The sequence below is a fragment of the Mitsuaria sp. TWR114 genome (assembly GCF_007997345.1).
On sequence record NZ_VOSR01000221.1, the window covers coordinates 1 to 1,487 of the forward strand.

A 1,487-nucleotide genomic window follows, 5' to 3' on the forward strand; every position below is an offset into this window, starting at 1 on the left:
CTCGCCGGCCGAGGCCGCGTTGTGCTGCACGCTGGCGGTCAGCTGTCCCATCGCGGAGGCCGTCGCCTGCAGGTTGGAGGCCGCCTGCTCGGTGCGCTGGCTCAGGTCGTGCGCGCCGGCCGCGACCTCGCGCGACGCGGTGGCGATGCTGTCGGTGGCGCTGCGCACGCCGCCGACGACCTCCCGCAGCGCGTCCTGCATGCCCTGCACGCCGCGCGCCATCGCGGTCGTCTCGTCGGCGCCCTGCACGGTCACCGGCTCGCTCAGGTCCTTGCGGGCGATGCGTTCGGTGGTGTCCACCGCCTGCGCGAGCGGCGCCAGGATGGAACGGATGTTCAGCACGGTCAGCAGGCCGATCAGCACCACGCCGATCACCAGCACCACGCCGAGCGCGCCGCGCACCGCGCGTTCGCGCGTGCTCAGGCGCGCCACTTCGTCCTCGCCGTGCTGCAGGATGGCCCGGGTCATCTCGGCCACGCCGCTGTCCATCGCCTGCACCGGCGCCTTGATGATGTCGGTGGAGCGGTTGGCCTCGGCGGCATCGACGAAATCGGCGTTCAGGATGCGCTTGGCGATGTCGTCCACGCCGGCCTTGTAGGCCTGCAGCGCCTCCTTCAGCTTCGGAGGCATGGCGGCGGTCTGGGCGCCGGTCTCCATCGCGGCCAGCGCGTCCAGGCTGCGGATCACGCCGGCATAGGTCTTCTGCCAGTCGGCCTGGGCCTGCTTGACGGTGCCGTCATCGCCGATGTTGATCAGCATGTCCTTCTCGAAGCGGCGCAGGTTGCCGATGCCGGCGCGCACCTCGGAGAGCTGGGTCAGCGAGCCCACGTCCTGGGCGACGTACTGCTGGAACTCGGACCGCGTGCTGCCCATGGCCCAGAGGCCGGCTCCCCCGATCAGCAGGAGCGCCAGGACCGACAGGAGGCCCAGTCCCAGCAGGCGGGTCCGGATCGTGTAATTGCGCAGAGACTGCATGTTTTCCCGACGATTGGATCGAAGCGAAAAGCCTAGCAGCCCGCATGCCGGCGCACGGCGACGCGGCGCGCTAAACCGGGTCGAGCGTGCACTCCTCCCGGACGGAAGTCACGCTCCTCAGGAGAGCTTGAACACCGCCACCGACTGCGACAGCGCATCCGCCTGGTGCTGCAGGCTCTGCGCCGCGGCGGCGGATTCCTCGACCAGCGCGGCGTTCTGCTGCGTCATCTGGTCCAGCTGCGAGATCGCGGTGCCGATCTGGTTGATCCCGCCGCTCTGCTCGACGGTCGCGTGGCTGATCTCGGCCACGATGCGCGACACCCGCGTGATCGACTCGGAGATCTCGTTCATCGTCTGCCGGCGCGCTCCACCAGGGCCGAGCCGCTGGCGACGCTTTCGCCGCTGGCGGTGATCAGCTGCTTGATCTCCTTGGCCGCCTCGGCGCTGCGCTGGGCCAGCGTGCGGACCTCCCCGGCCACGACGGCGAAGCCGCGGCCCTGCTCGCCGGCGCG

At 70.7% G+C, this 1,487-nt stretch carries 1 protein-coding gene and 1 pseudogene; both read right to left on the reverse strand.

All coding sequences use genetic code 11. The annotated features are described in order from the left end of the window. Positions 1 to 975, reverse strand: a 975-nt coding sequence (locus FUT87_RS09960; RefSeq protein ID WP_147240918.1) for a methyl-accepting chemotaxis protein, incomplete at its 3' end; no start/stop codon positions are given. Between the two features lie 117 nt (positions 976 to 1,092). Next, positions 1,093 to 1,487, reverse strand: a pseudogene (locus FUT87_RS30535) (methyl-accepting chemotaxis protein); the annotation flags it as partial.